Origin of the sequence: Roseivivax sediminis (assembly GCF_900112685.1) — a bacterium.
In the GTDB taxonomy this organism is placed as follows: Bacteria; Pseudomonadota; Alphaproteobacteria; order Rhodobacterales; family Rhodobacteraceae; genus Roseivivax; species Roseivivax sediminis.
The window spans coordinates 1-8,894 of the sequence record NZ_FOMS01000028.1; the positions used below are offsets into that span (position 1 = coordinate 1).

An 8,894-nucleotide genomic window follows, 5' to 3' on the forward strand; every position below is an offset into this window, starting at 1 on the left:
CCCTCCATCGCCGCGAGAGCCGAGCCCGCGATGATCGGGATGTCGTCGCCCGGGAAGTCGTATTCGGACAGAAGCTCGCGCACTTCCATCTCCACGAGTTCCAGCAGCTCCGGATCGTCGACCTGGTCCACCTTGTTGAGGAACACCACCATCGCCGGGATGCCCACCTGGCGCCCGAGCAGGATGTGCTCGCGCGTCTGCGGCATCGGGCCGTCGGCCGCGTTCACCACCAGGATCGCGCCGTCCATCTGCGCCGCGCCGGTGATCATGTTCTTCACGTAGTCGGCGTGGCCGGGGCAGTCCACGTGCGCGTAGTGGCGGTTCTCGGTCTCGTATTCCACATGCGCGGTCGAGATGGTGATCCCGCGGGCCTTCTCTTCGGGCGCGCCGTCGATCTGGTCGTAGGCGCGGAAGTCACCGAAATACTTGGTGATCGCCGCGGTCAGCGTGGTCTTGCCGTGGTCGACGTGACCGATGGTGCCGATGTTGCAGTGCGGCTTGCCGCGTTCGAACTTTTCCTTTGCCATGGCGGTGGCTCCTTGTTTGTCACGGGTGCCGGGCTGAAGCCCGGCCTACGGGTCATGGGTAGGGCGGGCTTCAGCCCGCCGCCCGGTTCACGCGTACTGCTTCTGGATCTCGTCCGAGATGTTCTGCGGCACGGCGTTGTAATGGTCGAACTGCATCGTGAACTGCGCGCGGCCCGAGGACATCGAACGCAGGTTGTTGATGTAGCCGAACATGTTGGCGAGCGGCACCATGGCGTGGATCGCCACGGCGTTGCCGCGCGGATCCTGCCCGGTCACCTGGCCGCGCCGCGAGGTAAGATCCCCGATCACGGAGCCGGTATATTCCTCGGGCGAGACGACCTCGACCTTCATCATCGGCTCCAGCAGCTGCGCGCCGGCCTTGCGAAGGCCTTCCCGCATGCACATGCGGGAGGCGATCTCGAACGCCAGGACCGACGAGTCGACGTCGTGGTACTTGCCGTCCACCAGCGCGACCTTGAAGTCGATCACCGGGAAGCCGGCGAGCGGGCCGGAATCCATCACCGACTTGATGCCCTTCTCGACTCCGGGGATGTACTCCTTCGGCACCGAGCCGCCGACGATGCGGCTCTCGAAGGAGTAGCCCTCGCCCGGTTCGGTCGGGGTGATCTCGAGCTGGACCTCGGCGAACTGGCCGGAGCCGCCCGACTGCTTCTTGTGCGTGTAGGTGTGGGTGATCTGCTGCGAGATGGTCTCGCGGTAGGCCACCTGAGGCGCACCGATGTTCGCCTCCACCTTGAATTCACGCTTCAGCCGGTCGACGAGGATGTCGAGATGAAGTTCGCCCATGCCCTTCATGATCGTCTGGCCCGACTCGAGGTCGGTCTCGACGCGGAAGGACGGGTCCTCGGCGGCGAGGCGCTGCAGGCCCGCCGACATCTTCTCCTGGTCCGCCTTCGTCTTGGGTTCCACGGCGATCTCGATCACCGGGTCCGGGAAGGTCATCGTTTCCAGGACAACCTGTTTCTGAGGATCGCAGAGCGTGTCGCCCGTGGTCGTGTCCTTCAGACCCGCCAGCGCGATGATGTCGCCGGAGCCGGCCCAGTCGATCTCCTCGCGGGAGTTCGAGTGCATCATCATCATGCGGCCGATGCGCTCCTTCTTGCCCTTGGTGGAGTTCAGGACAGTGCCGCCCTTCTCCAGAAGGCCCGAATAGATCCGGGTGAAGGTCAGCGAACCGACGAACGGGTCGTTCATGATCTTGAACGCGAGGCCCGAGAACGGCTGTTCGTCACCGGGCTTGCGCTCGATGTTGCGGGTCTCGGTCTCGTCGTCGGGCGAAAAGCCCATGTAGGGCGGCACGTCGAGCGGGCCCGGCAGGTAGTCGATCACCGCGTTAAGAAGCGGCTGCACGCCCTTGTTCTTGAACGCCGATCCCGCGAGCACCGGCACGAAGGACAGCGACAGAGTACCCTTCCGGATCAGCTCGCGCAGTTTCGGCAGGTCGGGCTCGACGCCTTCGAGGTAGGCCTCCATGGCCTCGTCGTCCTGCTCCACGGCGTTCTCGATCAACTCCGCGCGCATCTCTTCGGCGCGGTCCTTGAGATCGTCGCGGATGTCCTGGATGACCCAGCTCGCGCCGAGATCCTCACCCTTCCAGACCCATTCCTTCATGGTCACGAGGTCGACGATGCCCTCGAGCTTGTCCTCGGCCCCGATGGGCATCTGGATCGGCACCGGCGTCGCGCCCGTGCGGTCCTTGATCATCTTGACGCAGTTCCAGAAATCCGCGCCGATCTTGTCCATCTTGTTGACGAACACGATGCGCGGCACGTGGTAGCGGTCGGCCTGGCGCCACACGGTCTCGGTCTGGGGCTCGACGCCGGCATTGGCGTCCAGCACGCAGATCGCGCCGTCGAGCACGGCCAGCGAACGCTCCACCTCGATGGTGAAGTCGACGTGGCCGGGGGTGTCGATGATGTTGAAGCGGAACTTGGCTTCCTGCGGCGTGTCGCCGTAGATGCCGGTCGGGTTCTCGCCGTCCTCGGTGCGGAACCAGAAGGTCGTGGTCGCAGCCGACGTGATGGTGATCCCGCGCTCCTGCTCCTGCTCCATCCAGTCCATCGTCGCGGCGCCGTCATGGACTTCGCCGATCTTGTGCGACTTGCCGGTGTAGAACAGCACGCGCTCGGTGCAGGTGGTCTTGCCTGCATCGATATGCGCCATGATCCCGAAGTTGCGGTAGCGGTCGAGTGAATATTCGCGGGCCATAGGGTCGGTCCTCAGGTGGCTTTGCGTTGGGTCAGGCGTCGCCGACTATCTGGTCTGGCAGCGCGGCATTGCGGGGCGGATCGCCCGCCGCCCCGGCGCCGTATCACCAGCGGTAGTGGCTGAACGCCTTGTTGGCGTCGGCCATCTTGTGGGTGTCCTCGCGCTTCTTCACGGCGGAGCCGCGGGAGTTCACCGCGTCCAGAAGCTCGCCCGCGAGGCGCTCTTCCATCGTGTTCTCGTTGCGCTTGCGGCTTGCGTCGATCAGCCAGCGGATGGCCAACGCCTCACGGCGCTCCGGGCGAACCTCGACGGGCACCTGGTAGGTCGCACCGCCGACGCGGCGCGAGCGGACCTCGACCGACGGCTTGATGTTGTCGAGCGCCTCGTGGAAGATCTCCACCGGCGCGCGCTTCACCTTGCTCTCGACGCGGTCGAGCGCGTTGTACACGATCCCCTCGGCGACCGACTTCTTGCCGTCGATCATCAGGTTGTTCATGAACTTCGTCAGCACGCGATCGCCGAACTTGGCGTCGGGCAGGATTTCGCGCTTCTCTGCGGAGTGGCGACGGGACATCTGTCTATCCTCTTACTTCGGACGCTTGGCGCCGTACTTGGAGCGGCGCTGGCGACGGTTCTTGACGCCTTGCGTGTCGAGCACGCCGCGCAGGATGTGATAGCGCACGCCCGGAAGGTCCTTGACGCGGCCACCGCGGATCAGGACCACGGAGTGCTCCTGCAGGTTGTGGCTCTCGCCCGGAATGTAGCTGATCACCTCGTAGCCGTTCGTCAGACGCACCTTGGCCACCTTCCGCATGGCCGAGTTCGGCTTCTTCGGCGTGGTGGTGTAGACGCGCGTGCAGACACCCCGCTTCTGCGGGCATTGCTCGAGATGGATCGCCTTCGAGCGCTTCGGTTTCGGCTGACGCGGCTTGCGGATCAGCTGTTGAATCGTGGGCATTCCGGTCTTTTCCCCGTTATTCTCACATATGTGTGCGCAGGGCGCGCTCGCCCGTCGCGGATTGTGCAAAAGCCTGACCGCGCGTCCGCGGCGGGCCGGTTGATCGTCTGGCGCAGCCCCCCGTGGGCCGCCCTTGACGCAGGCCGGCCCGTCTGATCCTGCCCCAGCGCCCTCCGGCTTGCGGACGACGCAAAAAACCGCATCGGACCCTTTTCTTTCGGGAACGACGCGGGGGCATTCAGAGGATCGGGGCGCGAGGCCCGGATCGTGACCGCTGCGAAACTGCTGTTGTGGCGACGGGAAAGACACCTCCCCCGTCAGGATGGGGGGCGTATATGGAGAGTCGCGCAGCTTGTCAACAGCGCCCGCGCGGCCGCCCTTGCCCGGCGCCGGACCGCCTGCCACTGTGCCGCGGCGGGCCACGCCGGGCCCGGAGCGAGGGGACAATCCGCGATGCAGATCATCGGTTTCTGCCGGTTCTCCTACCCCGCCGAGGGCGGCTTCCAGGTGGAACACGCCAGCGTCGAGGACCGTATCGCCTATCTCTACGCCCCTGAACGGCTGGAGGAAAGATTCCGCCATTTCGAGGCGATCTGCCTGCCGGGCCTCATGGCCCAGACCGACCCCGACTTCACTTTCGTGATCCTTGTCGGCGACGCCATGCCCGATGCCGCCCGCGTCCGGCTGGAGGCGCTGGTGAAAGGCATGCCGCAGGCGCGCATCGTCGCCCGCCCGCCTGGCCCGCACCGCGCCGTGTGCCAGGAAGCCCTGAACGACGCCCGCGACTATGTCGCGGCCCCCTGCCTGCAGTTCCGCCATGACGACGACGACGCCGTGGCGGTGGATTTCGTGGAAACGCTGCGGCAGGCCGCCGCGGATGTGGCCCCGCTCCTCGCCCGCCACCGGCTCGTCGCCTTCGACTGGCACGATGGCTATGTCGCCCGACCGGGCGCGCACGGCCTCGCGGCAGAGGAGGTTCACCACCCCTACTGGGGCGTCGCGCAGGCGGTGGCGGTGCAGGGCGGCGTGCGCCAGTCGATCATGAATTTCGGCCACCAGAAGCTGCCGCGCTTCATGCCGACGCTCACCTTCTCCGGCCGGGCGATGTACGTGCGCGGCCACAACGACCACAACGATTCGCGCCAGAAGGCGCATGTGAAGCCGGTCGCCCTGCCCCGCCTCGACGCCACCGGCGAGGCCCGATTCCGCGACCTCTTCGCGATCGATGCCGATCACGTGCGCCGGATCTTCTCCGGCTGACGGCGCCGCAGCCGCCGCTCACGTCGCAGCGTGAACACCCCCGACGCCGCGATCAGCGCGACCCCGGCCAGCGTCACGCTCTCCGGCCAGTCGCCGAAGACGACCCAGCCCAGCAGCAGCGCCCAGACGAGCCCCGTGTAGCGGAACGGCGCCACGGCGGAGACCTCGCCCACCCGCATCACCAGCACGCTCAGAAGGTAGGCGCCGCTGACCAGCACAGCCGCGCCCAGCACCAGTGCCCCCTCGCGCGCAGTCACCTGGGCCCAGCCCTGCCCCACCGACGCAAGCGCGGCAAAGACCGTCACCGCCACCGACGCCGACAGCGTCACCAGGATCGACGGCACCCCCGGCGACATCCGCCGCACCACGAGGTCGCGCGCGGTCACGAACAGCACCGCCACCAGCGCGTAGACCGACCAGGCGTCGAACCCGCTCGTCCCGGGGCGCACGATCAGAAGCATCCCCGCGAAGCCCACCGCGATCGCGCTCCACCGCTTCCAGCCCACCGGCTCGCCCAGCAGGAGCGCCCCGGCCAGCGTCACCGTCAGCGGCAGCGTCTGCAGAAGCGCGGTGACGTTCGCGAGCGGCATGTTCATCAGCGCGGTCAGGAACAAGAACGCCGCGCCCACCTCCATCAGGCTGCGGAAGCCCACGAGGCCGATGTCGCGCGGCGACGGCCGCACCCGGAACGCCCCCAGCGCCCAGGCGAGGGCCGCCAGCGCCAGGCTCGCCACCACGCCGCGCATCACCAAGATCTGCATCAGCGGCAGCGCCTCTCCGGCACGCTTCACCAGCGCGTCGTTGGCGGTGAATGCCGCCATCGACCCCATCATCAGGACCGCGCCCCGCGCGTTGTCAGACAGCCGCGTCATCCGCCCCAGCGTCCCACCGCGGGCCGGCGCACCGCCCCCGCTTCATCTGCCCGAAAATGTCCCGGGGAGCGCGAGGGGCTGGCCCCTCGCTCCGCCCCTCCTCGCAATCCCGACCCTCAGAAGGAATCGTGCTCGCGATTGTGATGCCCGCAACCGCCGCAGATCGGGCTGCCGGCACGTTCCTCGAAACCACCGCAGCCGCTCCGCACACAGCCACCGCGGCGCGGGTTGTGCATCTGCCAGGCGACCCCCGCCGGCGCCCCGGGCACCGGCAGCCGCGTGTCCCGCGGCGGCACGTAGGTATAAAGCGAAGCCGGCATCGTCTCCTCCCGATGATCCCTCCGAACCTGCACGCTAACCGCAATTTCCGAACCCGCAAGCCCCCGCCCGCCCTTTTCGCACGCCGGCCGCTCTGCCATACTCCCCCGACCCAACGAGACAGAAAAAGAGCAGCGCATGGCCGAAGACCTCCTCTCGGGCGCCGAGCCCGGCGATTACGATGCGTCCTCCATCGAGGTGCTGGAAGGGCTCGAACCCGTCCGCAAGCGCCCCGGCATGTATATCGGCGGCACCGACGAACGCGCGCTGCACCACATGGTGGCGGAGATCCTCGACAACTCCATGGACGAGGCCGTCGCCGGCCACGCCAACCGGATCGAGGTGACGCTGAACGGCGACCATTCCGTCTCGATCAGCGACAACGGCCGCGGCATCCCCACCGATCCGCACCCCAAGTTCCCCGGCAAGTCGGCGCTCGAGGTGATCCTCTGCACGCTCCACGCCGGCGGCAAGTTCTCCGGCAAGGCCTACGAGACGTCGGGGGGCCTGCACGGCGTGGGCGCCTCGGTGGTCAACGCGCTCTCGGACAGCCTCGTCGTCCAGGTCGCCCGCAACCGAGAGCTGGTGGAGCAGCGCTTCTCCCGCGGCAAGCCGCTCGGCCCGGTGGAGAAGGTCGGCCAGGCGCCCAACCGCCGCGGTACCACCATCACCTTCCACGCCGACGAGGAGATCTTCGGCACCCACCGTTTCCGCCCCGCGCGCCTGTTCAAGATGGTGCGCTCCAAGGCCTACCTTTTCTCGGGGGTGGAGATCCGCTGGAAATCCGCCATCGACGACGGCGAGACCCCGAAGGAGGCGACGTTCCACTTCCCCGGCGGTCTCTCGGACTACCTGACCGAGGTGCTCGGCGGCGCCACCACCTACGCCGCGCAGCCCTTCGCCGGGCGCGTCGACTTCCGCGAGAAGTTCAACGCGCCGGGCAAGGTCGAATGGGCGATCAACTGGACGCCGGCGCGCGACGGCTTCCTGCAATCCTACTGCAACACCGTCCCCACCCCCGAGGGCGGCACCCACGAGGCCGGCTTCTGGGCCGCGATCCTCAAGGGCATCCGCGCCTATGGCGAGCTCGTGAACAACAAGAAGGCCGCGCAGATTACCCGCGATGACCTGATCACAGGCGGCTGCGCGCTGGTGTCCTGCTTCATCCGGGAGCCCGAATTCGTCGGCCAGACCAAGGACCGCCTCGCCACCGCGGAGGCCGCGAAGCTGGTCGAGGGCGCGGTGCGCGACCATTTCGACAACTGGCTCGCCTCGGACACCAAGTCCGCCGGCGCCATCCTCGATTTCCTCGTCCTGCGCGCTGAGGAACGCCTCCGCCGCCGGCAGGAGAAGGAGACGCAGCGCAAGTCCGCCACCAAGAAACTGCGCCTTCCCGGCAAGCTGACTGACTGCACGCAAAAACAGCGCGACGGCACGGAGATCTTCATCGTCGAGGGCGACAGCGCCGGCGGCTCGGCCAAGGGCGCGCGCTTCCGCGAGTTCCAGGCGCTCCTGCCGCTCCGGGGCAAGATCCTCAACGTGCTCGGCGCCGCGTCCTCCAAGCTCGGCCAGAACGCGGAGATCCGCGACCTCTGCGAGGCGATCGGCGTCGGGCTCGGCACGAAGTTCAACCTCGACGACCTGCGCTACGACAAGATCATCATCATGTGCGACGCCGACGTCGACGGCGCGCACATCGCCTCGCTCCTGATGACGTTCTTCTATTCCCAGATGCGCCCGCTGATCGACAACGGCCACCTCTACCTCGCCTGCCCGCCGCTCTACCGCATCACGCAGGGGGCCAAGCGCATGTACGTCGCCTCCGACGCGGAAAAGGAGGAATGGCTGGCGAAGGGCCTCGGCGGCAAGGGCAAGGTCGAGACCCAGCGCTTCAAGGGCCTCGGCGAGATGGACGCCAAGGACCTCAAGGAGACGACGATGGACCCGGCCACCCGCACGCTGATCCGCGTGACCATCGACGAGGACGTCGCGGGCGAGACGAGCGACCTCGTGGAGCGCCTGATGGGCAAGAAGCCGGAATTGCGCTTCCAGTACATCCAGGAGAACGCGCGGTTTGTGGAGGAGTTGGATGTTTGAGCCCGATCACGTTCGATAGTCACACTAATGAAAGATCCAATAACTATGCTGACTTAATCGACGCGGTTGCAAAGGTTCTTATACGCGTCGCAACGAAGCAAGTGTTGCTGGCACAGCATTTATCCTCGGAGAAGCAGAGACCATACTGTGTTTCTTCTAAACTTGCGCTTTCCTGCGCCGCAACCGTCTCAGTGATAGCGCCGCTGGTTAGGGAATTGTCCCTGAGGCTCCCAACTGCTTTGCCACTCGCGAGAACGGTTTACGAAGGTTTACTGTCAGCGACATATACATTTGTCGACCCCGTCGCCTCGAAACGCGCGCAAGACTACCTATTGTTTAGAATTACCAAAGATCAAGTAAAACATTACAAACTAGGGCGGACCAGCGGGTTGATTCGTCAATCCTACCAAATAGATCGGAAAAGCTCGTTCTTGAAGAACGCCTTAAAGGAATTTGAAGGCAGCGGAAAAAAGAGTTCTGAGTTTGAAACATCGAGGAATGACAGAATAGAGGTCATTAGTGAAAAAAGTTACGAATCAGGCGGTGTCCGCATAGCGTGTTGGTGCGCCTTCATTTTGCCGGAAACGGCCAATATTGCACCTCCAAGCCTACTGGAGGACCCCCATGCACAAG

The 8,894-nt window shown here is 65.9% G+C and carries 9 protein-coding genes; 3 read left to right on the top strand and 6 right to left on the bottom strand.

The window, feature by feature from the left end; genetic code table 11:
• From F3H57_RS21880 to rpsL, 4 genes are all read right to left on the bottom strand, one after another.
• On the bottom strand, window positions 1-527 hold a 527-nt coding region (locus F3H57_RS21880), incomplete at its 3' end, for a GTP-binding protein (protein ID WP_149759026.1).
• 87 nt (window positions 528-614) lie between these two features.
• The gene (gene fusA, locus F3H57_RS21885) at window positions 615-2,756 is read right to left on the bottom strand and encodes an elongation factor G (protein ID WP_149759028.1); all 2,142 of its coding nucleotides are present in this window, start codon (window positions 2,754-2,756) and stop codon (window positions 615-617) included.
• 103 nt (window positions 2,757-2,859) lie between these two features.
• Window positions 2,860-3,330, bottom strand: coding sequence for a 30S ribosomal protein S7 (gene rpsG, locus F3H57_RS21890; protein WP_149759030.1), 471 nt, complete (start codon window positions 3,328-3,330; stop codon window positions 2,860-2,862).
• Between the two features lie 12 nt (window positions 3,331-3,342).
• Window positions 3,343-3,714 (bottom strand): 30S ribosomal protein S12, encoded by a 372-nt coding sequence (rpsL, locus tag F3H57_RS21895; RefSeq protein WP_149759032.1) that lies wholly within the window; start codon window positions 3,712-3,714, stop codon window positions 3,343-3,345.
• Between the two features lie 453 nt (window positions 3,715-4,167).
• On the opposite strand from rpsL, the gene F3H57_RS21900 reads away from it, so the two are divergent.
• A complete protein-coding gene (locus F3H57_RS21900) occupies window positions 4,168-4,974 on the top strand; it encodes a putative rhamnosyl transferase (RefSeq protein WP_149759034.1) in 807 nt (268 codons plus the stop codon).
• Here the strand turns inward: F3H57_RS21900 and F3H57_RS21905 are convergent.
• Together F3H57_RS21905 and F3H57_RS21910 are read right to left on the bottom strand one after the other, a co-directional pair.
• The gene (locus F3H57_RS21905; RefSeq protein WP_149759036.1) at window positions 4,947-5,846 is read right to left on the bottom strand and encodes a DMT family transporter; all 900 of its coding nucleotides are present in this window, start codon (window positions 5,844-5,846) and stop codon (window positions 4,947-4,949) included. The two genes, F3H57_RS21900 and F3H57_RS21905, sit on opposite strands and share 28 nt — an antisense overlap.
• A 116-nt stretch (window positions 5,847-5,962) precedes the next feature.
• Window positions 5,963-6,166 carry a hypothetical protein gene (locus F3H57_RS21910; RefSeq protein WP_149759038.1) on the bottom strand — a complete coding sequence of 68 codons (204 nt, stop codon included), beginning with the start codon at window positions 6,164-6,166 and terminating at the stop codon, window positions 5,963-5,965.
• A 136-nt stretch (window positions 6,167-6,302) separates the two neighbouring features.
• Here F3H57_RS21910 and parE point away from each other — a divergent pair, with 136 nt between their 5' ends.
• Together parE and F3H57_RS22705 are read left to right on the top strand one after the other, a co-directional pair.
• Entirely contained in the window at window positions 6,303-8,261 is a 1,959-nt protein-coding gene (gene parE, locus F3H57_RS21915) for a DNA topoisomerase IV subunit B (protein WP_149759040.1), read from the top strand.
• A partial coding sequence (locus F3H57_RS22705) for a hypothetical protein (RefSeq protein WP_223163200.1) occupies window positions 8,258-8,894 on the top strand: 637 nt, incomplete at its 3' end. The genes parE and F3H57_RS22705, both read left to right, overlap by 4 nt.